The 25,160-nt window shown below is 61.3% G+C and carries 19 protein-coding genes; 9 read left to right on the plus strand and 10 right to left on the minus strand.

Translation table 11 applies throughout. The features are described 5' to 3' along the window. Positions 1–80: 80 nt before the first annotated feature. The 4 genes from pabB to rloA form a co-directional block, all read right to left on the minus strand. Complete coding sequence (gene pabB, locus AC0IYN_RS18195; protein ID WP_471842403.1) at positions 81–1,424, minus strand: aminodeoxychorismate synthase component I; 1,344 nt, start codon at positions 1,422–1,424, stop codon at positions 81–83. Between the two features lie 85 nt (positions 1,425–1,509). Then, positions 1,510–2,496, minus strand: a complete 987-nt coding sequence (locus AC0IYN_RS18200; protein ID WP_123474544.1) for an alpha-L-glutamate ligase-like protein — start codon at positions 2,494–2,496, stop codon at positions 1,510–1,512. Then, positions 2,496–4,028, minus strand: a complete 1,533-nt coding sequence (gene rloB / locus AC0IYN_RS18205) for an osmotic stress tolerance membrane protein RloB (RefSeq protein WP_078049762.1) — start codon at positions 4,026–4,028, stop codon at positions 2,496–2,498. Before rloB ends, AC0IYN_RS18200 begins: the two co-directional genes overlap by 1 nt. Positions 4,029–4,033: 5 nt before the next feature. Next, a complete protein-coding gene (gene rloA / locus AC0IYN_RS18210) occupies positions 4,034–4,570 on the minus strand; it encodes a retropepsin-like aspartic peptidase RloA (protein WP_058427391.1) in 537 nt (178 codons plus the stop codon). Positions 4,571–4,840: 270 nt separating this feature from the next. On the opposite strand from rloA, the gene AC0IYN_RS18215 reads away from it, so the two are divergent. The 6 genes from AC0IYN_RS18215 (at position 4,841) to prpD (ending at position 13,371) form a co-directional block, all read left to right on the plus strand. Further along, positions 4,841–5,551, plus strand: coding sequence for a GntR family transcriptional regulator (locus AC0IYN_RS18215; RefSeq protein WP_406599818.1), 711 nt, complete (start codon positions 4,841–4,843; stop codon positions 5,549–5,551). After that, entirely contained in the window at positions 5,551–6,444 is an 894-nt protein-coding gene (prpB, locus tag AC0IYN_RS18220; protein WP_457240218.1) for a methylisocitrate lyase, read from the plus strand. Before AC0IYN_RS18215 ends, prpB begins: the two co-directional genes overlap by 1 nt. A 150-nt stretch (positions 6,445–6,594) precedes the next feature. After that, positions 6,595–7,722, plus strand: a complete 1,128-nt coding sequence (prpC, locus tag AC0IYN_RS18225; RefSeq protein WP_457249072.1) for a bifunctional 2-methylcitrate synthase/citrate synthase — start codon at positions 6,595–6,597, stop codon at positions 7,720–7,722. Positions 7,723–7,920: 198 nt separating this feature from the next. Then, a complete protein-coding gene (gene acnD, locus AC0IYN_RS18230; protein ID WP_406599815.1) occupies positions 7,921–10,515 on the plus strand; it encodes a Fe/S-dependent 2-methylisocitrate dehydratase AcnD in 2,595 nt (864 codons plus the stop codon). A 9-nt stretch (positions 10,516–10,524) separates the two neighbouring features. Further along, positions 10,525–11,715 (plus strand): 2-methylaconitate cis-trans isomerase PrpF, encoded by a 1,191-nt coding sequence (gene prpF / locus AC0IYN_RS18235; RefSeq protein ID WP_471842404.1) that lies wholly within the window; start codon positions 10,525–10,527, stop codon positions 11,713–11,715. A 171-nt stretch (positions 11,716–11,886) separates the two neighbouring features. Further along, the gene (gene prpD, locus AC0IYN_RS18240; RefSeq protein WP_457240215.1) at positions 11,887–13,371 is read left to right on the plus strand and encodes a 2-methylcitrate dehydratase; all 1,485 of its coding nucleotides are present in this window, start codon (positions 11,887–11,889) and stop codon (positions 13,369–13,371) included. Between the two features lie 72 nt (positions 13,372–13,443). On the opposite strand, the gene AC0IYN_RS18245 is transcribed toward prpD, so the two are convergent. The 5 genes from AC0IYN_RS18245 to AC0IYN_RS18265 are packed head-to-tail and all read right to left on the minus strand — an operon-like array spanning position 13,444 to position 18,917. Continuing rightward, positions 13,444–14,172, minus strand: coding sequence for an alanyl-tRNA editing protein (locus AC0IYN_RS18245; protein ID WP_457239119.1), 729 nt, complete (start codon positions 14,170–14,172; stop codon positions 13,444–13,446). 2 nt (positions 14,173–14,174) lie between these two features. After that, positions 14,175–15,167, minus strand: coding sequence for a serine O-acetyltransferase (locus AC0IYN_RS18250; RefSeq protein WP_406597945.1), 993 nt, complete (start codon positions 15,165–15,167; stop codon positions 14,175–14,177). 37 nt (positions 15,168–15,204) lie between these two features. Further along, entirely contained in the window at positions 15,205–16,119 is a 915-nt protein-coding gene (locus AC0IYN_RS18255) for a PLP-dependent cysteine synthase family protein (protein WP_406597946.1), read from the minus strand. Positions 16,120–16,134: 15 nt separating this feature from the next. Continuing rightward, on the minus strand, positions 16,135–17,997 hold the full coding sequence (gene moeB / locus AC0IYN_RS18260; protein ID WP_471842405.1) for a molybdopterin-synthase adenylyltransferase MoeB: 1,863 nt from the start codon (positions 17,995–17,997) through the stop codon (positions 16,135–16,137). Positions 17,998–18,023: 26 nt separating this feature from the next. Continuing rightward, complete coding sequence (locus AC0IYN_RS18265; RefSeq protein WP_164673174.1) at positions 18,024–18,917, minus strand: DMT family transporter; 894 nt, start codon at positions 18,915–18,917, stop codon at positions 18,024–18,026. A 160-nt stretch (positions 18,918–19,077) separates the two neighbouring features. Here AC0IYN_RS18265 and AC0IYN_RS18270 point away from each other — a divergent pair, with 160 nt between their 5' ends. Further along, complete coding sequence (locus AC0IYN_RS18270; protein ID WP_406597948.1) at positions 19,078–20,502, plus strand: aminotransferase-like domain-containing protein; 1,425 nt, start codon at positions 19,078–19,080, stop codon at positions 20,500–20,502. A gap of 75 nt (positions 20,503–20,577) precedes the next feature. Here the strand turns inward: AC0IYN_RS18270 and ppsR are convergent, their stop codons facing one another. Continuing rightward, positions 20,578–21,396: a posphoenolpyruvate synthetase regulatory kinase/phosphorylase PpsR gene (gene ppsR, locus AC0IYN_RS18275; RefSeq protein ID WP_003193298.1), complete on the minus strand. Its 819-nt coding sequence runs from the start codon at positions 21,394–21,396 to the stop codon at positions 20,578–20,580. A 178-nt stretch (positions 21,397–21,574) separates the two neighbouring features. On the opposite strand from ppsR, the gene ppsA reads away from it, so the two are divergent. Both ppsA and AC0IYN_RS18285 read left to right on the plus strand, forming a co-directional pair. Then, entirely contained in the window at positions 21,575–23,950 is a 2,376-nt protein-coding gene (ppsA, locus tag AC0IYN_RS18280; protein WP_078049750.1) for a phosphoenolpyruvate synthase, read from the plus strand. Positions 23,951–24,056: 106 nt separating this feature from the next. Further along, positions 24,057–25,046 (plus strand): alpha/beta fold hydrolase, encoded by a 990-nt coding sequence (locus AC0IYN_RS18285; RefSeq protein ID WP_471842406.1) that lies wholly within the window; start codon positions 24,057–24,059, stop codon positions 25,044–25,046. Positions 25,047–25,160: the final 114 nt, after the last annotated feature.

Consider the following 25,160-nt stretch of genomic DNA (forward strand, 5'->3'; position numbering starts at 1 on the left):
AATACAGTCCATAAACGTTCTGATTCAGGTTTTTTCCTGTCGGCCGGCGCTGTCGACGAGAGCCAGGAGAGGCTTGGCTGCTACAGGTTTTCCAGCGTGTGTAACAACACGCGCACCTTGGTCAGCGACTCCTGATACTCCGCTTCCCACTGCGAATCCGCCACGATCCCACCGCCGCCCCAGCAGCATATTTGGCCATCCTTCACCAGCAGGCTGCGGATGGCGATCGAGCTGTCCATCTCGCCGCGCACGTCCAGGTACACCAGCGAGCCGCAGTACAGCCCGCGTCGGGTCGGTTCCAGTTCGTCGATGATCTGCATGGCGCGGATCTTCGGCGCGCCAGTGATGGAGCCACCGGGGAAGCTGCCGGCGATCAAGTCGAGGGCGTCTTTGTCGTCGGCCAACTCACCCGTCACGCTGCTCACCAGGTGATGCACGTTGGGGTAGCTTTCCAGGCTGAACAGCTCCGGCACGCTGACCGAGCCGATGCGACAGGTGCGGCCAAGGTCGTTGCGCAGCAGGTCGACGATCATCAGGTTTTCGGCGCGATCCTTGGGGCTGGCCAGCAGTTCGGCGGCGTTGGCAGCGTCTTCTTCGGGGGTCAGCCCACGTGGGCGCGTGCCTTTGATGGGGCGGGTTTCGACGCGACCCTCGCTGATATGCACGAAACGCTCAGGCGACAGGCTCAGCACCGCACCGTCGTCCGGCAGGCTCTGGAACCCGGAGAAGGGCGTGGGGCAGGCTTCGCGCAGGGCGCAATAAGCCACCCAAGGATCGCCGCTGCACGGCGCTCGAAAACGCTGGGCGAAGTTGACTTGGTAGCAATCGCCGGCCTGGATGTAGTCCTGGATACGCACGATGGCCTGGCGGTAAGCCTCGGCGGTGAGGTCAGGCGCCATCGGGCCCCGAAGTGTGAAGGTGGCCAAGGTGTCGACACGTACCTGGCTGAACAAGGCGATCAGCCGTTGCCGCTCGCTATCGGCCAATGTCGGGTGAAACACCAATTGACTGGTTCGCGCCTGGTGATCACTGATCAATGCCCAGGCATACAACCCGAAGCGCGCATCCGGCAGGTGCAGGTCGTCTGCGGCCACGTGCGGCATGTGCTCCAGGTGCCGGCCGAAGTCATAGCTCAGGTAGCCGATCAGGCCGCCGGCAAACGGCAACTCATAGCCGGCGGGTAGATCCGCTTTACCCAACTGGGTCAGATTTTCGCGCAAGCGCTGCAGGAAATCACTACCGCTCTCGTCCGGTGAAACCGTCAGGGTTGCGTGCGGCCAGGCGCTCAGCAGGTCATAACGCCCGCGCTCGGCTGCCGGTCGGCCACTGTCCAGCAGCACGGCACCAGGCGCATGGCGAATCGCCGCAAAATACGCAGCGGGGTTGGCCTGGTAAGGCAGTGGGTATACAGAGCAGGTCGACATGCGAGGCGAATCAGCTATGGGCATGGAAGGGGCGGCAATTGTACCGCATTCCACTGTAGGAGCCGGCTTGCCGGCGATGCGATCTTCAGCCTTCCACAGGTGGAATATGCCCAAACATTTCCTGCACGAACCTCACCCGCTCCTCCGGCGTTTCCGTTACGCCAGCGGCTTTCAGTTCTTCCAGCCGCGCTTCCACCGCATGAGTGCGCAGGGTCAGGCCACAGTCGTTGGCGATCTGGATATTCAGCCCAGGCCGCGCATTCAGCTCCAGGATCAGCGGGCCTTTTTCCTGGTCGAGCACCATGTCCACGCCGATATAGCCCAAGCCGCACAGCTCATAGCAGCCGGCCGCAAGCTTCATGAAACCGTCCCAGTTGGGCAGTTGCACGCCATCCACCGCGTTGGTGGTGTCGGGGTGTTTGGTGATGATGTTGTTCAGCCAGGTGCCCCGCAGGGTCAGGCCGGTCGCGAGGTCGACACCCACGCCAATCGCCCCTTGGTGCAGGTTGGCCTTGCCGCCCGACTGGCGTGTCGGCAAACGCAGCATGGCCATCACCGGGTAGCCCATCAGCACGATGATACGGATGTCCGGCACGCCTTCATAACTGATGCTCTTGAAGATCTGGTCGGGCACCACGCGATACTCGATCAGCGCGCGATCACGGTGGCCGCCCAGCGAGTACAGGCCGGTGAGGATGCTGGAGATCTGGTGCTCGATCTCTTCATGGCTGATGATCTTGCCGGACACCGTGCGATAGCGCCCTTCAAAACGGTCTGCCACCACCAGGATGCCGTCACCGCCGGCGCCCTGGGCCGGCTTAATCACGAAGTCGCTGCGCCCGCCGATGATGTCGTCGAGCTTGTCGATTTCCTTCTCGGTGGAGATCACCCCGTACATTTCCGGCACGTGGATGCCGGCGGCCAGCGCACGTTCCTTGGTGATGATCTTGTCATCCACAATCGGGTACAGGCTGCGCTTGTTGTACTTGAGCACGTAGTCGGCGTTACGCCGGTTGATGCCCATGATCCCCCGCGCTTCCAGGGCCTTCCAGGTCTTCCAGAAGCCGAACATTACGAATCAGCCTTGAGGAAGGCCTTGAAACGCACCAGCTCGGTCAGGCGGTAGCCGCGATAACGACCCATGGCCAGCATGAAGCCCACCAGGATCAGCAGGACCGCCGGGAAGGTAAACACGAAGTAGACCAGCTCCGGCACGCTCATGATCAGGTGCGCCAGGGATGCAGCGAACAGCGTACCAATCGCCACTTTCAGCGCATGGTTGGCGCCGCGTTCTTCCCAGGTGATCGACAGGCGTTCGATGGTCATGGTCAGGATCACCATCGGGAACAATGCCACCGACAAGCCACGCTCCAGGCCCAATTTATGGCTGAACAGGCTGATGGCCGCGATCAGCACCACCACAAAGGTGAGCACCACCGACAGCCTCGGCAGCATCTGCAGCTTCAAGTGCTCCAGGTACGACCTGAGGGACAGCCCCAGCGCCGTGATAATCGTAAACAGCACAATCCCGAAGCCCAGCTGCGTCTCGCGGAATGCCAGGGCGATCAACACCGGGGTGAACGTGCCCAGGGTCTGCAGGCCGATCAGGTTGCGCAGGATCAGGATCACCAGCACGCCAATCGGGATCATCACCATGATCATGAAGGTCTGCTGGGTCTGCAGCGGCAGGCCGTACAGCGAGTATTCGAGGAAGTTGGCGTCGGTGTTCTCGTCAGTCAGCTTGGCTAGGCGAATCGCGTTCATCTCGCTGTTGTTCAGGCTGAAGGTGACCACGGCTTTCTTACCGCCATCGACGGTGATCAGGTTCTCATCACCGGTCCACCACAGCAGGCGGTCGGCCGGCAGGCCCTGTTCGCCGGTTTCCGGGTTGAAGTACAACCAGTCGCTGCCATTAAAGCTGCGCAGCCACAATTCCGGGGCTTGCGGTTGGTCGGCTACCAGGCGGATGGTGTGGACCTTTTCGACCGGCACGTGGGCGATAGACAGCACCAACTCGACGATCTTGGCGCGCTTGGCAACCGAGGTGTCGGCGCCCAGCAGCAGTTTGACGCTGTCGTCATTGAGGTTGTTGGTGCGCTTGATGGCTTCGCTGACGAAGGTTTCGACGTCGGCCGAGTGCTGGCGAATCGGTGCCAGCAGAGCCTCGGCGGCGATTTTCTCCGGGCCTTCTACCGCAATGCTGTCGCGAAAGGTCGGCCCCTTCAGCTTGACCTTGTCGGCTCGGTCTCGCTTGATCAACACCACGCGGTAATACAGCGTCTGGTTGCCCTTGGCCCGGCGTGCAGACCAGGTGACTTTGCGGTTGCCGTCGGTCCGGTTGACGCTGACCCCGTAGTTATTGGAGATAAAACTTTCGTTCAGGCTCACGTAGTCGCGGTTCAGGGGCGGCACGAACATCTGGATCTTCACCGGATCCTTGGCGCTGGCAACGAACTCGACCTTGGCGTCGACGTTCCACAAGTCATCGGTGGCATTCTCGGTCACGGGGATCCCCTGCACGAAAATCTGGTAGGCGGTGACCGAAATACCCAGGACCACCAGGATGGTGATCAGGATTCTCAGGTGCAGGGTCAGAGAGCGCATTCGGTTTACTCGGCGGTATGAGCGTCGGCGGCGCAGGCAGGTTTGCCTGCTGCGTATTTAAGACTGGGGTCGACCAGCGCATCAAAGCGCTTCAGCGCTTCGGAGCCAATCAGCAGCGGATATTGGAATGCGCTGCGGTCAGTCAAGTTCACTTCGATGCTGCGTAAAGCGGTGCCCATGCAGATATCCAGGGCAATCACAGGACGGGCGGTGTAGTTCTTGTCCTCATCGGGGTCGTAGTCACCGGCGCGGCGCTTGATCTTGCTCACGCGGGCCAGGGGGCGTTCGATGGGGTGGGAATGGGCGGTGTCGATGGCCAGGTAGAAGCGCACCCAGGATTCGCCGTTGCGCTTGAAGCGCTTGATATCACGGGCACTGAGGGACGCGGTCTTGGCACCGGTGTCCAGTTTGGCGGCGACTTCCAGGTCGATTCCGGCCAGTTGGGCGTATTCGTTGAGGCCATACACGGTCTTCTCGGCGGCAGCGCCGAGGCTGGGTGCGGTCAACAGGCACATCAATAGAAGGAAGGGTTTGAGTCTCATAGATCCCGAGGCGGCAGTGCGATGTTCAATTCAAGGCGACTGGCATTGCTGCGCAAACTCCCTCGTACGCCGTTTCATCCAATGATGTCAGGCAAAAGTGGCGGGCATTCTAACATGATGCTTTTTTGGCGCCAGCGCTGGCAGCCGGCCATGCCCCGATAGGGTGCAACAGCGGTTATTAGACGATTGTCGACAATGTGGATTTATTCTTTGACTATCCGGGGCTGATTGGCTAGTTTTTGCGGCATTGCTTTTAAAGGTGTCGACAATATGCTGGATCAGCTGGAATCCCCAGTGGTGGCGCAAGACGATTCGCAGACCATGTCCGAGAACGTCTTCCGGCGTATCCAGGCCGCCATCGTCAAGGGTGAGATCGCCCCCGGCAGCAAGATATCCGAGCCGGAACTGGCGCGCACCTACGGCATCAGCCGCGGCCCGCTGCGCGAGGCGATCCACCGCCTGGAAGGCCAGCGCCTGCTGGTGCGCGTGCCGCATGTCGGCGCGCGCGTGGTGTCCTTGACCCACGCCGAGCTGATCGAACTCTATGAAATCCGCGAATCCCTCGAAGGCATGGCGTGCCGCCTGGCAGCCGAGCGCATGACGGACGCGGAAATCGAAGAGCTGCGCCAGGTGCTGCACACCCACGAACGCGACGAAGCCTTCCAGGCCGGCGTCGGCTATTACCAGCAGGAAGGCGACTTCGATTTTCATTACCGGATAATTCAAGGCGCCGGTAATCGCACCCTCACTCAAATGCTCTGCGGCGAGCTGTACCAATTGGTGCGCATGTACCGCATCCAGTTTTCCGCCACCCCCAATCGTCCACGCCAGGCCTTCGCCGAGCACCACCGCATTCTTGACGCGATTGCCGATCGCGACGGTGAACTGGCCGAACTGTTGATGCGCCGGCATATCGGCGCGTCCAAACGCAACATTGCCCGTCACTTCCCGGACGGTGCTGCCCAATCACGAGGTGAATGATGACTTCCAATAACAAGAGCACCCCAGGCCAGCGTTTCCGTGACGCCGTCGCCAATGAACACCCCTTGCAGGTGGTGGGCGCCATCAACGCCAACCATGCGCTGCTGGCCAAGCGCGCTGGGTTCAAGGCGATCTACCTGTCGGGCGGCGGTGTAGCGGCCGGCTCCCTCGGCGTGCCGGACCTGGGCATCACCGGCCTGGATGACGTGCTGACCGACGTGCGCCGCATCACCGACGTCTGCGACCTGCCGCTGCTGGTGGACGTCGACACCGGTTTTGGTTCCTCGGCGTTCAACGTGGCGCGCACCGTCAAGTCGATGATCAAGTTCGGCGCGGCCGCAATCCATATCGAAGACCAGGTCGGCGCCAAGCGCTGCGGTCACCGCCCGAACAAGGAAATCGTGTCCCAACAGGAAATGGTCGACCGCATCAAGGCCGCCGTGGACGCGCGCACCGATGACAGCTTCGTGATCATGGCCCGTACCGATGCCCTGGCCGTCGAAGGCCTGGAATCTGCCCTTGAACGTGCAGCCGCCTGCATCGAGGCCGGCGCCGACATGGTATTCCCGGAAGCCATCACCGAGTTGGACATGTACAAGCTGTTCGCCTCTCGTGTGAAAGCGCCGATCCTGGCCAACATCACCGAGTTCGGCGCCACGCCGCTGTACACCACCGAACAGTTGAAATCTGCCGATGTTTCCATCGTGCTGTACCCGCTCTCGGCTTTCCGCGCCATGAACAAGGCGGCCGAAAACGTCTACACCGCGATCCGTCGCGACGGTACCCAACAGAACGTGATCGACACCATGCAGACCCGCATGGAGCTTTACGATCGCATCGACTACCACACCTTCGAGCAGAAGCTCGACGCGCTGTTTGCCGCCAAGAAATAAATGCCTGACGAACAACTGTAGGAGTCGGCTTGCCGGCGATTGCGCCTTCGAACCTGGCGCAAGCCTCAAGGGCCTATCGCCGGAAAGCCGGCTCCTACAGGGCCGCGATTAACCAAGGCCTCCTTATAAATACAAGATTGGAGAAGAGAAATGGCTGAAGCAAAAGTATTGAGTGGCGCCGGCCTGCGTGGCCAGGTGGCCGGGCAGACCGCACTGTCCACCGTGGGCCAGGCCGGTGCTGGCCTGACCTATCGCGGCTACGACGTACGCGACCTCGCCGCCGATGCGCAATTTGAAGAAGTCGCGTACTTGCTGCTGTACGGCGAACTGCCGACCAAAGCCGAGCTGGCGGCCTACAGCGCCAAGCTGAGCAAGCTGCGCGACCTGCCGCAAGCGCTGAAAGAAGTGCTGGAACGCATTCCCGCCGACGCCCACCCGATGGACGTGATGCGCACCGGTTGCTCGTTCCTAGGCAATATCGAGCCAGAAAAAGACTTCAGCGTGCAGCGCGATGTCACCGACCGCCTGCTCGCCGCCTTCCCGGCGATCATGTGCTACTGGTACCGCTTCAGCCACGACGGCAAACGCATCGACTGCGTGACCGATGAGCCCTCCATTGGCGGCCACTTCCTGCACCTGCTGCACGGCAAGCAGCCGAGCGAGTTGCACGTCAAGGTGATGAACGTTTCGTTGATCCTCTACGCGGAACACGAATTCAACGCCTCGACCTTCACTGCACGGGTGTGTGCCTCGACCCTGTCCGACCTGTATTCCTGCGTCACCGCCGCCATCGGCTCGCTGCGTGGCCCGCTGCACGGTGGTGCCAACGAAGCGGCGATGGAGATGATCGAGCGCTTCTCGTCCGCTGAAGAAGCGGTCGAAGGCACCCTCGGTATGCTGGCGCGCAAGGACAAGATCATGGGCTTCGGCCACGCGATCTACAAAGACAACGACCCGCGTAATGAAGTGATCAAGGGCTGGTCGAAAAAACTCGCTGACGAAGTAGGCGACACGGTGCTGTTCCCGGTCTCCGAAGCCATCGACAAGACCATGTGGGAGCAGAAGAAACTGTTCCCCAACGCCGACTTCTACCATGCCTCGGCGTACCACTTCATGGGCATCCCGACCAAGCTGTTCACGCCGATTTTCGTGTGCTCGCGCCTGACTGGCTGGGCTGCCCACGTGTTCGAGCAGCGCGCCAACAACCGCATCATCCGTCCAAGCGCCGAATACACCGGCGTTGAGCAGCGCAAGTTCGTGCCAATCGAACGTCGCTGAATGGAGAAACCGCTGAACCCGGGGTGAAACCGGATCAAAAATGTGGGAGCGGGCTTGCTCGCGAAAGCGGTGTGTCTTTCAACACACATGGCGATTGTTAAACCGCCTTCGCGAGCAAGCCCGCTCCCACCTTTTGATCGCATTCTATCCCAGGATCCGTGGGCTCCTTTTGCAACCACCGTGACCGAGTCCTGACCGATGAACACTGAATTCCGCAAACCGCTCCCCGGCAGCCGCCTGGATTATTTCGACGCCCGTGCGGCCGTTGAAGCAATCACCCCCGGCGCCTACGCCACCTTGCCCTACACCTCCCGCGTGCTCGCGGAAAACCTGGTGCGTCGCTGTGACCCGGCCACCCTCAATGCGTCCCTGAGCCAGTTGATCGAGCGCAAGCGCGACCTCGACTTCCCGTGGTTCCCGGCGCGCGTGGTGTGCCATGACATTCTCGGCCAGACCGCGCTGGTCGACCTCGCCGGCCTGCGCGATGCCATCGCCCTGCAAGGCGGTGACCCGGCGCAGGTCAACCCGGTGGTGCCGACCCAACTGATCGTCGACCACTCCCTGGCCGTCGAAGCCGGTGGTTTTGACCCGGACGCGTTCGAGAAAAACCGTGCCATCGAAGACCGTCGCAATGAAGACCGTTTCCACTTTATCGAGTGGACCAAAAAAGCTTTCAAGAACGTCGATGTGATCCCGCCTGGCAACGGCATCATGCACCAGATCAACCTGGAGAAAATGTCCCCGGTGATCCAGGTGCGCGACGGCGTGGCCTTCCCGGACACCTGCGTCGGCACCGACAGTCACACCCCCCATGTAGATGCCTTGGGCGTGATCGCCATCGGCGTCGGCGGCCTGGAAGCCGAGAGCGTGATGCTCGGGCGCGCGTCGTGGATGCGCCTGCCGGAAAGCGTCGGCGTGGAACTCACCGGCAAGCTGCTGCCGGGTATCACCGCCACCGACATGGTACTGGCGCTGACCGAGTTCCTGCGTAAACAGAAAGTGGTGGGCGCCTGGCTGGAATTCTTCGGCGAAGGCGCTTCGGCACTGACCCTGGGCGACCGTGCGACCATCTCCAACATGGCCCCGGAATACGGCGCCACCGCGGCGATGTTCTACATCGACCAGCAGACCATCGCCTACCTGAAACTCACTGGCCGTGAAGACGAACAGGTCACCCTGGTGGAGCAATACGCTCGCCACACCGGCTTGTGGGCCGATGACCTCAAGGGCGCGCAATACGAGCGTGGTCTCACCTTCGACCTGTCCAGCGTCGTGCGCAACATGGCCGGCCCGAGCAACCCGCACGCCCGCGTGGCCACCAGCGACCTGGCCTCCAAAGGCATCTCCGGCCAGTGGGATGACGTGCCGGGGCAAATGCCCGACGGCGCGGTGATCATCGCGGCCATCACCAGCTGCACCAACACCAGCAACCCGCGCAACGTGATTGCTGCAGGCCTGCTGGCGCGCAATGCCAACAAGCTGGGGCTGACCCGCAAGCCATGGGTCAAATCGTCCCTCGCCCCCGGTTCGAAAACCGTGGCCATGTACCTCGAAGACGCGGGCCTGGACCACGAGTTGGAGAAGCTCGGTTTTGGCGTGGTGGCCTTCGCCTGCACCACCTGCAACGGTATGTCCGGTGCGCTGGACCCGGTGATCCAGCAGGAAATCATCGACCGCGACCTGTACGCCACCGCCGTGCTTTCGGGCAACCGCAACTTCGACGGGCGCATTCACCCGTACGCCAAGCAAGCCTTCCTCGCCTCGCCGCCGCTGGTGGTGGCGTATGCGATTGCCGGCACCATCCGTTTCGACATCGAGAAAGACGTGCTCGGCCTCGATGCCAACGGCAAGGAAATCCGCCTGCAGGACATCTGGCCGAGCGACGAAGAGATCGACGCAGTGGTCAAGGCTTCGGTGAAACCTGAGCAGTTCCGCGCGGTGTATATCCCGATGTTCGCCATCCACGAAGACACCGGCCCGAAAGTCGCGCCGCTGTACGACTGGCGCCCGCAAAGTACCTATATCCGCCGTCCACCCTACTGGGAAGGCGCGCTGGCCGGCGCACGTCCGCTCAAGGGCATGCGCCCGCTGGCGGTGCTGCCGGACAACATCACCACCGATCACCTGTCGCCGTCCAACGCGATCATGCTCGACAGCGCCGCCGGCGAATACCTGGCGAAAATGGGCCTGCCGGAAGTGGACTTCAACTCGTACGCAACGCATCGCGGCGACCATCTGACTGCGCAGCGCGCGACCTTCGCCAACCCGAAACTGTTCAACGAAATGGTGGTTGAAAACGGCAAGGTCAAGCAGGGCTCCCTGGCGCGTATCGAGCCCGAAGGCCAGGTCACGCGGATGTGGGAAGCCATCGAGACCTACATGGAACGCAAGCAGCCGCTGATCATCATCGCCGGCGCCGACTACGGCCAGGGTTCGTCCCGCGACTGGGCCGCCAAGGGCGTGCGTCTGGCGGGTGTGGAAGCGATTGCCGCAGAAGGTTTCGAGCGCATCCACCGCACCAACCTGGTGGGCATGGGCGTGTTGCCGCTGGAGTTCCTGCCGGGCACCGACCGCAACACCCTGAAGATCGATGGCAGCGAGACTTACGACGTGGTCGGTGCGCGCACCCCGCGTGCGCAGTTGACCCTGGTGATCAACCGCAAGAATGGCGAACGTGTCGAAGTGCCGGTGACCTGCCGCCTGGACACCGCCGAAGAAGTGTCGATCTACGAGGCGGGCGGCGTGTTGCAACGTTTTGCCCAGGACTTCCTGGAATCGGCGGCGACGGCCTGAGAGGTAACCATGGCACACGCAGCGCAAATCAAGATCCCCGCCACCTACATGCGTGGCGGCACCAGCAAGGGCGTATTTTTCAGCCTCAAGGACCTGCCCGCATCGGCGCAGGTGCCGGGTGCCGCGCGCGACGCGTTGCTGTTGCGGGTGATCGGCAGTCCCGATCCCTACGACAAGCAAATCGACGGCATGGGTGGCGCTACATCGAGCACCAGCAAAACCGTGATCCTGGCTAAAAGTACCCGCGCCGATCACGACGTGGACTACCTGTTTGGCCAGGTCTCCATCGACAAACCGTTTGTGGACTGGAGCGGCAATTGCGGCAACCTGTCGGCCGCGGTTGGCTCTTTCGCCATCAGCGCAGGCCTGGTCGACCCGGCCCGTGTGCCCCACAACGGCGTGGCCGTGGTGCGGGTGTGGCAGGCCAATATCGGCAAGACCATCATCGCCCACGTGCCAATCACTGATGGGGCGGTGCAGGAAACCGGCGACTTCGAACTCGACGGCGTGACCTTCCCGGCCGCCGAAGTGCAGTTGGAATTCATGGACCCGGCGGCAGAAGAAGAGGGCGGTGGCGGCTCGATGTTCCCCACCGGCAACCTGGTCGACGACCTGGAAGTGCCCGGCGTCGGCACCTTCAAGGCCACGCTGATCAACGCCGGCATTCCGACGATTTTCATTAACGCCGAAGACCTCGGCTACACCGGCACCGAGCTGCAAGGCGCGATCAACAGCGACTCCAAGGCCCTCGCGATGTTCGAAACCGTGCGGGCCCACGGCGCCTTGCGCATGGGGCTGATCAAGCACCTGGACGAAGCCGCCCAGCGCCAGCACACGCCGAAAGTGGCATTCGTGGCCAAGCCGGCGGATTACGTGGCGTCCAGTGGCAAAGCGATCAAGGCCGGTGATGTGGACCTGCTGGTACGCGCGCTGTCCATGGGCAAGCTGCACCACGCGATGATGGGCACGGCGGCGGTGGCGATTGGCACGGCGGCGGCGATTTCCGGGACGTTGGTCAACCTGGCAGCGGGTGGTATTGAACGCAATGCGGTGCGCTTCGGGCACCCGTCCGGCACCTTGCGCGTGGGCGCTGAAGCCACTCAGGTGAACGGCGAATGGGTGGTGAAGAAAGCCATCATGAGCCGCAGCGCGCGCGTGCTGATGGAAGGTTTCGTCCGCGTCCCTGGCGACGCGTTTTAACCCTGTAGGAGCCGGCTTGTCGACGATGGCGGCTTTGAATGGGGCGCAAGCCTCAAGGGCCCCATCGCCGGCAAGCCGGCTCCTACACAAAAGGTGGGCAATCAGACCCTCCGCAACACATCAACCCTGACCCTGAGGATGAAACAACCTAACCCACTTTGGAGTACTGTCATGAGCGCCAACGTTGACCAGAACAACCGTCCCGACTATGACCAGGTCCTGCAGGACATCGCCGACTATGTCCTCACATACCGGATCGATTCCCAGGACGCACTGGACACTGCCCGCAACTGCCTGATGGACACCTTGGGCTGTGGCCTGCTGGCCCTGCGTTTCCCCGAATGCACCAAGCACCTGGGACCGATCGTCGAGGGCACGGTGGTGCCGTTTGGCGCGCGGGTGCCGGGCACGTCGTTCCGGTTGGATCCGGTCAAGGCCGCGTGGGACATCGGCTGTATCGTGCGGTGGCTCGACTACAACGACACCTGGCTTGCCGCCGAATGGGGTCACCCCTCGGACAACCTCGGCGGCATCCTCGCCGTGGCCGATCACCTGTCGCAAAAACGCGTGGCCAATGGCGACGCACCGTTGACCATGCGCGCAGTGCTGGAAGCGATGATCATGGCCCACGAAATCCAAGGCGTGATTGCCCTGGAAAACTCCTTCAACCGCGTCGGCCTTGACCATGTGCTGTTGGTGAAAGTCGCTTCTACGGCTGTTACCGCCAAGCTGATGGGTGCCAACCGTGAGCAGTTGTTGGCGGCGCTGTCCCATGCGTTTGTCGATGGGCAGGCATTGCGTACTTACCGGCATGCACCGAATGCCGGCTCGCGCAAATCCTGGGCAGCGGGGGATGCGTCGAGCCGGGGCGTACGCCTGGCGGATATCGCCATGCGTGGCGAGATGGGTATTCCGGGTGTCTTGAGCGCGCCGCAGTGGGGTTTCTACGACGTGCTGTTCAGCCACACCAACAAGGACCTGGCGCTCAAGCCGCAGGACAAACGCACGTTCAGCCTGGCCCAATCCTACGGCACCTATGTGATGGAAAACGTGCTGTTCAAGATCAGCTTCCCCGCCGAGTTTCACGCACAAACTGCCTGCGAAGCGGCGGTGACGTTGCACCCGTTGGTGAAAGATCGCCTGCATGCAATTGAGCGCATCGTGATCACCACCCATGAATCGGCGATTCGTATCATTTCCAAAGTCGGCCAACTGGCCAATGCCGCCGACCGCGACCATTGCCTGCAATACATGACCGCCGTGCCGTTGGCATTCGGCAACCTGGTGGCCGAGCAGTACGAGGATGAATTCCACGCCGCGCATCCGATCATCGATGAACTGCGGGACAAGATGGTCATCGTCGAAGACCCACGCTACAGCCGTGAATACCTGGAGGCCGACAAGCGCTCCATTGCCAACGCGGTTCAGGTGTTCTTCAAGGATGGCACGCATACCGAACAGGTGGCGGTGGAATACCCGATCGGCCATCGCCGCCGCCGGGTGGACGGCATTCCATTGCTCGAAGACAAGTTCAAGGCCAACCTGGCGACGCGGTTTACCGGGCAGCGCAGTGCCGAGATTTTTGCGCTGTGCAAGGACCAGGCACGGCTTGAGGCCACCCCAGTCAATCGGTTTGTGGACCTGTTCGTGATCTAAGCCGTTACAGGGTCAATGTGGGAGCTGGCTTGCCTGCATCGCAGGCAAGCCAGCTCCCACATTGAATCGTGTTCACTCAAACCGCAGGATCACCCGGCGGTTGTGCTTGCTCTTCTTCTCGATCTTCTCGCAGAACACCCGTCCGATTTCTTCGGTGTTGATCACATGGGTGCCCCCGCATGGCTGGATATCAATGCCGGCAATTTCAATCACCCGTACCGAGCCCTGGATCACCGGCGGCGCCACCGCCTGGGTGCGCGTTATCTGCAGCAGGGTGGAATACTCGGTGGCCGGCATCGACAGGGTTTTCACCGGGTGGGCCTGCTCGATCAACGCGTTGAGGTCGCGAGTGATGCTGTCTTTGTCGAGGGTCATTTCCGGCAAGTCGAAATCCAGGCGGCCCTTGTCTGCACTGATGCTGCATCCCGTCACCGGTGCGTCGATGATCGAGCACAGCAAATGCAGGCAGGTGTGCATCTTCATGTGCTGGTAGCGCCGGTCCCAATCGAGACCGGCGTCCACCTGCACGCCGGCAGTCAACTGCGGTGGGCAGTGGTCCACCTGGTGCCAGATGATGGAACGTAACACCGGGTCGCGCACCGTACCCGTCACTTCGATGCGCGTACCGTCGGCCAGGGTGAGGTGACCGGTATCTCCCGGCTGTCCTCCGCCAGTGGGGTAGAACAGCGTGTGTTCCAGGGCAACACCCTGTTCGCTGACTGCAATCACCCGGGCGCTGAAGGCGTTCTGGTAGGGCGCGCTGTCGAACAGCGCCAGGGTTTCCATGGTATGCACGGACATGTTCAACCTCCGACAATCAGTGGGCTGGCTTGCAACAGGGAACGCACCATCGCACTCAAGCCAGGGGGGGAAAGCAATGTGATTTCAAACTCCGGGCCGCACACCTTCAGGTTCAGTGGCAGGCGCGGCAGGTGGTCGCCCGACTCGACACGGTGCAGGCGAAATTGCAGGTGGTGACGTTCCTTCACCGTGGGCTCCAGCATCAGCCCGGGCAGGGGGTGGAAGTCGGCATCCAGTACCGTGACCTTGTGGCTGGTATTGACCTCGCCGACCACGTGCAGACGCTCATCCAATGCGAAGGCGCCGAGGTAGTTACTGTGGTCCGACTCGTCATTTTTTTGCAGCTGGATCTGGTTCACCACCTTCACTTTGGTGCCGGCGGGTACATCCTGGGTGATCACGCAGGATGGGCTGATGAACACGTTGTCGCCGATCAACACATAGCCAAGCACGCGGGCACCGGAACCGACCTCGACGTTATTGCCCAGGCGCGGGTGACGCTTGCCGTCAGGGTTGTTGGCGATGCCGCGGGCCCCCAGGGTGACGCCGCAGAGGATGTAGCAGTCGTTGCCGATCTCGCAGGTTTCGCCGATCACCGTGCCGTAGCCGTGGTCCAGCACGAAACGGCGACCGATACGCGCCGCCGGGTGGATCTCGGCCCCTGAAAGCACCTTGCCCTGGTTGCTCAGCTTGAGGGCGATGCGCGAGAACGTCCCGTTGGTCTGGTCGGGGAAGTTCCACACCAGATGCGCCAGCCGGTAATACAGCACCGCCTTGAATGAGGCGTAGGAGTCCAGGATCAGCTCGCCGCGCCCGCGCGATGCCGGGTCGCGATAGGCGTAGGCGATCAGGTCCTCGGCCACCGCTTGTGCGGCATTCTGGATCAGCGGCGCCAGGTGCGGCTCCAACTGCTTCATCTGCACGGGTGTGAGGGTCTTGATGAGGTGAGTGAGCAACTCATCGTGCAATTGTTGCATGTCGATAAAGCCACCCATGAAGGCACCCCCGTAATGTGGTTGGTTGGAAAACCGCTTATTCGAAACTGGGCAGGTAGCTGTCGGCATTGTCGTAGACCATGGTCAACACCACCGTTTCGGGCGGTAGTTCCGGGGCGAGCTGGGCGATGGCCACCATGTTGGCGGCGGACGACAAGCCCAGGCTGATGGCGTCAGTGCGCATGATGCGTTTCATCATGTCGATGCAGTCCTGGCGCGAGACCTTGAGCATGCCGTCGATCACATCCAGGTTGAGGATGCTCGGGATCAAACCGATCGACAGGCCCTGGATATGATGGGGCGCGTGCTGGTCTTTCAGCAGGTCGCATTCTTCCGGTTCCACGCCCATGACGCGCAGGCCAGGCCAGGCCGCTTTCAGGGTTTCGCCGATGCCGGTGATATGCCCGCCGGTGCCGATGCCGCTGACGAAGTAATCCGCCCGGCGATCACCGAAGGCACGCAGGATTTCCGGGGCGGTGGTATCGCGGTGGGTCTGCGGATTGGCGCCATTGCGCTGCTGGTTGAGCATCACGTAGCTGGGGTTTTCCAGCTGCAGCTCCATGCACTTTTCACCGTGGGAGTTGTTGCCCAGTCGGCTGTCCGACAGCACCACCCTGGCACCGTACAGACGCAGCAGTTTCTGTTTTTCGGGGCTGTAGTTGTCGGGGATCACCAGCACCACCTTGTAGCCCAACACATTGCCCGCCATCACCAGGCCGATGCCGGTGTTGCCGCCGCTGGGCTCGATGATGGTTTGCCCGGAATCACGGATCAGCACGCCCCGGCGCTCGGCGTCGAGGATCATGCCCAAGGCGATGCGCGCCTTGTGGCTGCCGCCCGGGTTGAGGGATTCGAGCTTGGCGTAGACCTCGATGCCGAGGTCTTCGGAGAACTGCGCCAGGCGCACGATCGGCGTTTGGCCGATCACCTCGAGAATGGAGTTATGCAACATCATTCAGTCCTCGGCTCAATACAAAGGCATGTCGGGTTCAACGTCGCGTACCCAATGCTTCATGCCGCCTTGCAGGACTTTGGTGTTGGCGAACCCGGCCGCCAGCAAGGTACTGGCGGCTTGCTCGGCGCGGGTGCCGGCGTAGCAGATCAGGTAGTGGGTGTTGTCCCGGCTGAGGCTGTCGAGGTGGCCGTCCAGTTCGGCGAGGGGGATATGCACGACGCCCGGTAATTTGCACACTTCCAGTTCGCTGGCGTCGCGCACATCCAGCAGCACATCGGCGCTGCTGTGGTGTTCCAGAACCTGCTTGAGCACCCGGGGCTTGATGTAGCGCTCTTCGGCCAGGGACGGTTGGGTCGGCACGGCATCTGCGCACACGGCGGGCGCCAGGGTCTCGTCGTGGCGCGCTTCAGAACAGCAGGGGCAATCGGCGCGGCGCTTGAAGCGGATCTCGCTGAACTTCATCGCCAGTGCATCGAAGCGCATCAAGCGGCCTGACAGCGGTTCGCCGATGCCAATCAGCAACTTGATCGCCTCGGTGGCCTGGATCATCCCGACCACACCGGGCAGCACGCCGATCACGCCACCGGCGCTGCAATTGGGCGCCAGCTCGGCGGGCGGCGCGCTCGGAAACAGGCAGCGGTAGCACGGCCCACCTTGATAGTTGAGCACGCTGATCTGCCCGTCGAAGCGGTAGATGGCGCCGTACACCAAGGGCTTGCCGAGTTGCACGCAAGCATCGTTGACCAGGTAGCGAGTATCGAAATTGTCGGTGCCGTCGATCACCAGGTCGTAGGCGCCTACCAGTTCCAAGGCGTTGTCGGCATTCAGCGCGGTGTCGTGGGCGTTGATCTGGATATGTCGGTTGAGGTCTTGCAGGCGCTGCTTGGCGGACTCTACCTTGGGCATGCCGAGGGTGCTGTTGCCGTGGACGATCTGGCGTTGCAGGTTGCTGCTTTCCACCACGTCAAAGTCCACCAGCCCCAGGGTGCCCACCCCGGCAGCCGCCAGATACAGGCTGATCGGCGAGCCCAGACCGCCAGTGCCGATGATCAGCACCTTGGCTTTCTTGAGGTTCAGCTGACCTTCGCGACCCACCCCGGGGAGGGTGATGTGGCGCACGTAGCGTTGTACTTCTTCATTGCTCAATGTGTCGACATCCATGCCGCCGGAGGTAGCGAGCAAAACTTCGATTCTGGCTTTTTGCGGCAAGGGTTCGTCGGCGTCGATCAGCGCTTCCTCGGCGGTAAACAGGAAGTGTTCCTTGAGCTGGTTGTTCTTCTCGTGGAACAGGTGCGGGCGCAATTGCGGGTGGCTGCTGCAGAGGTTTTCAATGACTTCGCGCAATGTCGATCCGGTGCCCTCGAGGGTCGATTCCGGCAGCTTGGCCACGCGAACCAGAATGTCGGGGAAAGAGACAGCGTTCATGGACAACTCCGTGTGCAGGTCGTTGAAAGGGTTAAGGGCGAAATGCTTGCCATCCCAGGCAAACAGCTTGGAGCCCAGGGCCTGGCCCTGGCGAACGTCTACCACCAGGTAGCTGACGGGGTAGATCGGCTCGCCCATGAACAGCGCCTTGTCCTGGTCTTCGTCGCTGAAATAGGCACCGACATCCGGGTGGGAGTGGTAGATCACCACCACCGGGTTGTCGCTGCGAAACGCCTTGTTCATCAGCAGGGTGTCGGCCACCGAGAACGTGTAGCCGTTGGCCGCGCTGCGCGGGTACATCTCGGGGTTCTTGCGGTGCAGTTCATTCTGGATATTGCTGCCCAGGTACACGCTGCCGTCGGCGAAGATAAAACCGCAGCATTCCTCGGGGTAGCTGCGGCTGGCGTGGGCGTAGATCTGTTCTAGGGCGGAGGGGCGGAGGACGTCCATGTGGCTCTCGCGTTGTTGTAAAGAGGTCAATTTTTCTTCGCCAGGAGTTTTTCAACCGGCAACTTGGTGATCGCAAAGCCGGCCAGCAGGATGGCCGAGTACAGCATCAGGTCGCGGGAAATCGATACGCCTTCGTACCAGGCGCCAATGATCACCGCGAACACCGGGAAGATGATGAACACGAATGACAGGATGATCGGGCTCAAGCGCTTGAGCAGCATGAAGTACACGATGAACCCGCCCACAGAGGCCACCAGCCCCAGGTAGAACAGTGCGCCCCAGGAGCGCAGGGTGATGGCGTCGAAGGTTGGCGCTTCAAACCACAGCCCGGCGACGAACAGCATCAGCCCGGCAATGCCGATGGGCAGGGTGTTGTAGGTGATCACACTGATGGCGCTGCCTTTCTGCTTGGTAATGACATAGCACAAGGCATGCATGATCGCGGCGGTCAGAATCGCCAGCACCCCGAAGAACTCGGCGTGGTCCAGGTGCAGGCCCTGGCTCCTGATGATCATGTAGAGGCTGCCGAAGCCGATACCGATGCCAACCACTTGGGAAAAGTAGATGCGTTCGCGCAGGAACAGCGCGGAGAAAATCAGGATGAATACCGGCATACAGCTGAACAGCAGTGCGGTCAGGCCGGACGAGACATGCATCTCGCCATAGTTGAGCAGGTAGTAGGGCACGCTGAAGTAGGACAGGGTCACGAACACGAAGAACCAGCGGCTCTCGCGGGGAAACAGGATCGGCTCGCGGCGCACCATGGCAAAACACAGGAACAGCGGGAAGGCGATGAGGAAGCGCAGGCCAGCGGACGTCAAGGGCGGCACGCTTTCCACGGCAATCTTGATCCCCAGCCACGTGGTGCCCCAACTCAGGCACACGATCAGGAACATCACACTGGTGATCAGCCCGGCCAGCCACTGTTTTTGGGTTTTTGTCTTGGCGGTATTTTCGAGAACGGCGGACATTGGCATCGTTTATTGCTTCCCTGAGCCGGAATTGAACTCTATATTGAGCTTGTAATGAGTTGTAAAATTCGGCGATTGAACCCGTAAAAGCACACTATTAGGGCGAAAGATGGCTGTCAAAACAAATATTGACATGGTGTCAATTATGCGTGAGGGGTTGTCCAACGGGCAGGGCGTGAAGTACAAGCGCCTGTCCGATGTCATGGAACGGGGCATCCTCGAAGGCTTGATTGAACCGGGAAGAAAACTGCCGCCTCATCGGGTGCTTTCCGACAACCTGGGTGTGACGATTGGCACCATCAGCCGGGCCTACGGCGAACTGGAACGCCTGGGGTTGGTTGTGGCGCGGGTCGGTGACGGCACTTTCGTGCGCAAGCGTGGGATGGAGCGCCAGCGCGATGAAGGTTTTCGCAACTTCAGCGAAGAGCCGCGCCAGTACTTCGACATGAGCCGAAACATGCACATCCCGGGGCAGGAGACGGTATTCCTGGCCCAGAGCTTCCAAACCCTGTCGACCAACGCCAAGTTCCTCCAGGACATCAGTGCCTACACCCCGGACGCTGGTTTGCCGCGCTACCGTGAAGCGGGCGCGCAATGGCTGGTGCAGCGCGATTTTCATCCGATTCCCGAGCAGGTCATCTGCGTCAATGGCGGCCAGCATGGCTTGCTGTGCGCGATGATGGCGCTGTTGCGGGCGGGCGATACGGTGGTCACCGAGCAACTGACTTACCCTGGCCTGATAACGGCCGCGCGCATGTTGGGCATCCGCCTGATCGGCCTGGAGATGGACGAGGAGGGCGTGCTGCCGAGCGCGCTGGACGAAGTCTGTCGTAATCACCGAATTTCAGCGCTGTACTGCACGCCGACCATCCAGAACCCCACTACCGCCGTGCTCTCGGTGGCGCGTCGCGAAGCGCTGGTCAAAGTGTGTCGCGAACACAACCTGCTGATTCTTGAGGATGAAGCCCACGGTGTATTGGTGGAAGACCGGCCGCCGCCCCTCAGCCATTTCGCCCCTGAGCGTACGATTCTGATCAGCAGCCTGAGCAAGGCGGTGTCCGCCGGGCTGCGCGTGGGTTATGTACATGCGCCGCCGGCGTTAGTCAGCCGTATTTCGGCGGCCCTGCGTTCGACCTGCTGGATGGCCACGCCCGTCACCCTTGAGTTGGCCACCCAGTGGATCGAAAACGGCACGGCGGAATACCTGCTGCGCCAGCAGATCAATGAGATCAGTCGACGCAAGGCCCTGGTGCGCGACCTGCTGACAGGGCTGGAGTACCGCACCCATCTCAACAGCCCGCATTTCTGGATTGAAGTGCCGGAGCCGTGGCGTGCGTCGGAAATCGAGGCGGAGCTCAAGCAGAATAATTACCTGATCGCCACTGCTGAAGCCTTTGCCGTGGGGCAGACGGCGGTGCCGCAGTTTATTCGGGCGAGTATCTGCAACACCTCGGGGGATGATCAGTTGTTGCGGGCGGGGTTTGATGCGTTGGCGACGGCGTTGGGGCAGGGGGGAGGGAGGTTTCAGTTGTAGGCCTTGATCCTTGTGGTGAGCGGGCTTGCCCCGCGCGAGGCAAGCTCGCTCACCACAAAGTAATAGGCGACAACATTATTTGAAGCGCCGCTCCACGCCCTTCTCCACCAGAATCTTCGCCGAAATCTCCTCCACCGAAAAATGCGTGGAATTGATGTGCGCAATATTCTCGCGACGGAACAGATTTTCTACCTCACGCACTTCGAACTCGCACTGCGCATAGCTGGAATAGCGGCTGTTGGGCTTGCGTTCATTGCGGATCGCCGTCAGCCGATCCGGATCAATGGTCAGCCCGAACAGCTTGTGCGAATGCGCCCGCAGGGCGGCCGGCAGCGTCAAATGCTCCATGTCGTCCTCGGTCAGCGGATAGTTGGCCGCGCGGATACCGAATTGCATGGCCATGTACAGGCAGGTGGGCGTTTTGCCGCAGCGCGACACGCCGACCAGGATCAAGTCGGCCTTGTCGTAGTAGTGGGTGCGGGCGCCGTCGTCGTTGTCGAGGGCGAAGTTCACCGCCTCGATACGCTCCATATAATTGGAGTTATGGCCAATGGAATGGGACTTTCCGACCGAATAGGACGAGTGTTCACTCAACTCCTGCTCCAGCGGTGCCAGGAAGGTCGAGAAAATGTCGATCATGAAACCATTCGACGTTGCGAGAATCTCACGGATGTCTTGATTGACGATGGTGTCGAAAATGATCGGTCGAAAACCGTCTTTTTCAGCCGCCAGATTGATTTGTTGTACCATGGCCCGCGCTTTATCCACGCTGTCGATATAGGGCCGCGTGAATTTGGCGAAGGTAATGTTTTCGAACTGCGCGAGCAGGCTTTGACCCAGTGTTTCGGCTGTGATGCCGGTGCCGTCGGAGATAAAGAAAGCAGATCGTTTCATTTGAGCCCTGGGCCTTAAGCTGATGGCGAATCTTGGATATGATAGGCGCGATTTTGCCGTCCCGCAGTGGGCCGCATTCTCACTTATTTTCCAGGTCCAGGCCACAAGCGCTGGCGAACGCTCCTACTGAGCAGCCGGCGTCCTGAGCTTTTCCAACACAGAAAGTGGAGAGATCACCTTGGTAGAGTACGTAGTTTCCCTCGATAAGCTCGGCGTCCATGATGTAGAGCACGTGGGGGGCAAGAACGCATCCCTCGGCGAGATGATCAGTAATCTTGCAGGCGCTGGTGTGTCGGTGCCCGGTGGTTTCGCCACCACTGCCCAGGCTTACCGCGATTTCCTCGAACTGAGCGGCCTCAACGCTCAGATCCACGCCGCGCTGGACGCCCTGGACGTCGATGACGTCAATGCCCTGGCCAAGACCGGTGCCCAGATCCGCCAATGGATCATGGAAGCCGAGTTCCCCGAGAAGCTCAACGAAGAAATTCGTACCGCCTTCGCCACCCTGTCGGCCGGCAACCCGGACATGGCCGTTGCCGTGCGCTCTTCGGCCACTGCCGAAGACTTGCCGGATGCCTCCTTCGCCGGCCAGCAAGAAACCTTCCTGAACATCCGCGGCGTGGAAAACGTGATCCGCGCGGCCAAGGAAGTGTTTGCCTCGCTGTTTAACGACCGTGCAATTTCCTACCGTGTGCACCAGGGTTTCGACCACAAGCTGGTGGCCCTGTCTGCCGGCGTGCAGCGCATGGTGCGTTCGGAAACCGGCACCGCCGGCGTAATGTTCACCCTCGATACCGAATCGGGCTTCCGTGACGTGGTGTTTATCACCGGCGCCTACGGCCTGGGTGAAACCGTCGTACAAGGTGCGGTCAACCCCGACGAATTCTACGTGCACAAACACACCCTTGAAGCCGGTCGCCCGGCCATTTTGCGCCGCAACCTGGGCAGCAAGGCTATCAAGATGATCTACGGCGACGAGGCCAAGGCCGGTCGTTCGGTTAAAACCGTCGAAGTCGACAAGGCCGAGCGCGCGCGTTTCTGCCTGACCGACGCCGAGGTCAGCGAGTTGGCCAAGCAAGCGATGATCATCGAAAAGCACTACAAGTGCCCGATGGACATCGAATGGGCCAAGGACGGTGACGACGGCAAGCTCTACATCGTGCAGGCCCGTCCGGAAACCGTGAAAAGCCGCACGTCGGCCAATGTCATGGAACGCTACCTGCTGAAAGAAACCGGCACCGTGCTGGTGGAAGGCCGTGCCATTGGCCAGCGCATCGGCGCAGGCAAGGTGCGGATCATCAAGGACGTGTCCGAAATGGACAAAGTCCAGCCAGGCGACGTGCTGGTCTCCGACATGACCGACCCGGACTGGGAACCGGTGATGAAACGCGCCAGCGCCATCGTCACCAACCGTGGCGGGCGTACCTGCCACGCGGCGATCATCGCCCGTGAACTGGGGATCCCTGCGGTAGTGGGCTGCGGCAACGCCACCCAACTGCTCAAGGACGGCCAGGGCGTGACCGTGTCCTGTGCCGAAGGCGACACCGGCTTCATCTTTGAAGGCGAGCTGGGCTTCGACATCAAGCAGAACTCCATCGATGCCATGCCGGACCTGCCGTTCAAGATCATGATGAACGTCGGCAACCCGGACCGTGCCTTCGACTTCGCGCAGTTGCCGAACGCCGGCGTGGGCCTGGCCCGCCTGGAGTTCATCATCAACCGCATGATCGGCGTGCACCCCAAGGCCCTGTTGAACTACGACGGCCTGCCGCTGGACATCAAGGAAAGCGTCGACAAGCGCATCGCCGGCTACAACGACCCAGTGGGCTTCTACGTCGAGAAGCTGGTGGAAGGCATCAGCACCCTGGCGGCGGCGTTCTACCCGAAAAAGGTCATCGTGCGCCTGTCGGACTTCAAGTCCAACGAATACGCCAACCTGATCGGCGGCAAGCTCTACGAGCCGGAAGAAGAAAACCCGATGCTGGGCTTCCGTGGCGCCTCGCGCTACATCAGCGAAGCGTTCCGCGACTGCTTTGAGCTTGAATGCCGCGCCCTCAAGCGCGTGCGCAACGAGATGGGCCTGACCAACGTCGAGATCATGGTGCCGTTCGTGCGCACCCTGGGCGAGGCGAGCCAAGTGGTCGACCTGCTGGCTGAAAACGGCCTGTCCCGTGGCGACAACGGCCTGCGCGTCATCATGATGTGCGAACTGCCGTCCAACGCCATCCTGGCGGAAGAATTCCTGGAGTTCTTCGACGGTTTCTCCATCGGCTCCAACGACCTGACCCAGCTCACCCTGGGCCTGGACCGTGACTCCGGGATCATTGCGCACCTGTTCGACGAGCGTAACCCAGCGGTCAAGAAGCTGCTGGCCAACGCCATCCAGGCCTGTAACAAGGCCGGCAAGTACATCGGTATCTGCGGCCAAGGCCCTTCCGACCACCCTGACCTGGCCAAATGGCTGATGGAACAGGGCATCGAAAGCGTCTCGCTGAACCCCGATTCCGTGCTGGAAACCTGGTTCTTCCTGGCGGAAGGCCAAGCGTCCGCCTAAGATCGTGACGTCAAAAGTGCCGGTCACCTGTCGAGGGTGACCGGCATTCTTATCTGTGCAGGGCGGAACTCCTTCCGGACGCCGCCCTTTTTTGTGCAAGAGCATTATGCAAAGCAGCAGCAACCTGTTTCCCGTCGCCCTGATCAGCGCTGAACGTCGTGGCGACCTGAGTGAAGATGTGTACCGCCTCAAGCCCGGTAACAGCCCCGACGGCACCGTCGAACTGGCCGTTACCCGCTTGGGCCTGGCCGATGTCCCGGAAAACCGGGGCATACCGGTTATTTTGTTGCACGGCAGTTTTTCCAATCGGCGCTTCTGGTATTCGCCCAAAGGGATCGGCCTGGGTGCCTACCTGACGCGCCAGGGGTTTGATGTGTGGATCCCGGAAATGCGTGGCCATGGGTTGTCCAAGCGCAATCACGACTACGCCCGCAATCGCGTCGCCGACTATGCGCGCTATGACTTGCCGGCCATCGGCGCATTTGTGCGTGAACAAAGCGCGCAGATCCCCCACTGGATCGGCCATTCCCTGGGCGGCACGAGCCTGGCTGCGGCACTGGGCGGGCAGCACCTTGGCGCGCCTGCCGTGGCGTCGGTGGCCCTGTTTGGCTGCCAGGTCAGTCGCACCCACTGGCCGTTGAAAGTACCGCCAGTGGAATGGACGGGCCGCTTGCTCCTGAAGCGCTTCGGCGAATTATCCGGCTCGCGGTTCAAGCGTGGCCCGGAAGACGAGCCTGCAGGCGTGCTGATCGAAGCCATGCGCTGGAATGGCCTGTTTGGCCGTTTTGGCGAAGGGAAAAACGACTGGTGGAAAGGCCTGGCAAGCGTTGATGTGCCGTTGTTGGCGGTCAGTGCTGCCGGCGACCATCAGGACCCCGATTGGGCGTGTCGCAAGCTGTTCGAGCAGGTCGGCTCCGAGCACCGTCAATACTTGTGCCTCGGCCGCCAGCAGGGTTTTACCGAGGATTTCGGGCACGTTGAAATGCTCGTCAGCAAAGCTGCCCAGGCCGAAGTGTGGCCGCTGGTGGCGCAATGGCTGAAAGACCCGCTCACACCGCTGTTCGGCGCACAGGCCGAGGTGTTGGCCACGGTTTGAGGCAGTGCTCTGCCAAGGGCGTTTCACTCGTGTGTGGTTGCGGCTAAGATATGACGCGTTAAACGCTTCTGGTCATATTCAGTCGCGCAATGGCTGTTGCGTTGCGACGAGGCG

The sequence above is a fragment of the Pseudomonas sp. AC112 genome (assembly GCF_979253545.1).

Excerpts from the sequence above, each read along its gene's own strand:
- AC0IYN_RS18270 (WP_406597948.1), top strand. The coding sequence starts at position 19,078 with ATGGCTGTCAAAACAAATATTGACATGGTGTCAATTATGCGTGAGGGG.
- pabB (WP_471842403.1), bottom strand. The coding sequence starts at position 1,424 with ATGTCGACCTGCTCTGTATACCCACTGCCTTACCAGGCCAACCCCGCT.
- prpB (WP_457240218.1), top strand. The coding sequence starts at position 5,551 with ATGACTTCCAATAACAAGAGCACCCCAGGCCAGCGTTTCCGTGACGCC.
- prpC (WP_457249072.1), top strand. The coding sequence starts at position 6,595 with ATGGCTGAAGCAAAAGTATTGAGTGGCGCCGGCCTGCGTGGCCAGGTG.
- prpD (WP_457240215.1), top strand. The coding sequence starts at position 11,887 with ATGAGCGCCAACGTTGACCAGAACAACCGTCCCGACTATGACCAGGTC.
- AC0IYN_RS18285 (WP_471842406.1), top strand. The coding sequence starts at position 24,057 with ATGCAAAGCAGCAGCAACCTGTTTCCCGTCGCCCTGATCAGCGCTGAA.
- ppsR (WP_003193298.1), bottom strand. The coding sequence starts at position 21,396 with ATGAAACGATCTGCTTTCTTTATCTCCGACGGCACCGGCATCACAGCC.
- AC0IYN_RS18215 (WP_406599818.1), top strand. The coding sequence starts at position 4,841 with ATGCTGGATCAGCTGGAATCCCCAGTGGTGGCGCAAGACGATTCGCAG.
- rloB (WP_078049762.1), bottom strand. The coding sequence starts at position 4,028 with ATGCGCTCTCTGACCCTGCACCTGAGAATCCTGATCACCATCCTGGTG.
- moeB (WP_471842405.1), bottom strand. The coding sequence starts at position 17,997 with ATGGACGTCCTCCGCCCCTCCGCCCTAGAACAGATCTACGCCCACGCC.
- AC0IYN_RS18245 (WP_457239119.1), bottom strand. The coding sequence starts at position 14,172 with ATGTCCGTGCATACCATGGAAACCCTGGCGCTGTTCGACAGCGCGCCC.
- acnD (WP_406599815.1), top strand. The coding sequence starts at position 7,921 with ATGAACACTGAATTCCGCAAACCGCTCCCCGGCAGCCGCCTGGATTAT.
- AC0IYN_RS18250 (WP_406597945.1), bottom strand. The coding sequence starts at position 15,167 with ATGGGTGGCTTTATCGACATGCAACAATTGCACGATGAGTTGCTCACT.
- prpF (WP_471842404.1), top strand. The coding sequence starts at position 10,525 with ATGGCACACGCAGCGCAAATCAAGATCCCCGCCACCTACATGCGTGGC.
- AC0IYN_RS18255 (WP_406597946.1), bottom strand. The coding sequence starts at position 16,119 with ATGTTGCATAACTCCATTCTCGAGGTGATCGGCCAAACGCCGATCGTG.
- AC0IYN_RS18200 (WP_123474544.1), bottom strand. The coding sequence starts at position 2,496 with ATGTTCGGCTTCTGGAAGACCTGGAAGGCCCTGGAAGCGCGGGGGATC.
- rloA (WP_058427391.1), bottom strand. The coding sequence starts at position 4,570 with ATGAGACTCAAACCCTTCCTTCTATTGATGTGCCTGTTGACCGCACCC.